At 62.0% G+C, this 242-nt stretch carries 1 protein-coding gene; it reads right to left on the reverse strand.

Annotation, left to right across the window (positions count from 1 at the left end; all coding sequences use genetic code 11):
• The coding region (fliD, locus tag SB772_RS44825; RefSeq protein WP_410839130.1) for a flagellar filament capping protein FliD at nt 1-216 on the reverse strand (216 nt) is incomplete at its 3' end.
• Nucleotides 217-242 lie beyond the last annotated feature (26 nt).

The raw sequence follows: 242 nt of genomic DNA on the forward strand, positions 1-242 counted from the left end.
GCCGAGTGCGGCCGCGGTCAGGTTCAGCGTGACACCCGCGATCGCTGTCGATGAAGAATTGCTCGAACTGCTGACCGTGGTGCCGTCGACGGTGAAAAGCGCGTCTTGCGCGGACTGCGTCTGTTTCCACGAGCCGCCGCCCGTCGACGTGACCGATGAACCCGTGGCCATGTTGCTGAGGCTCGAAATTCCATTATCGCCCGTCACGTTGCTCATGCTGACGCTGATGGCGCTTGAACTGC

It is taken from the genome of Paraburkholderia sp. SIMBA_030 (assembly GCF_046535245.1).
In the GTDB taxonomy this organism is placed as follows: domain Bacteria; phylum Pseudomonadota; class Gammaproteobacteria; order Burkholderiales; family Burkholderiaceae; genus Paraburkholderia.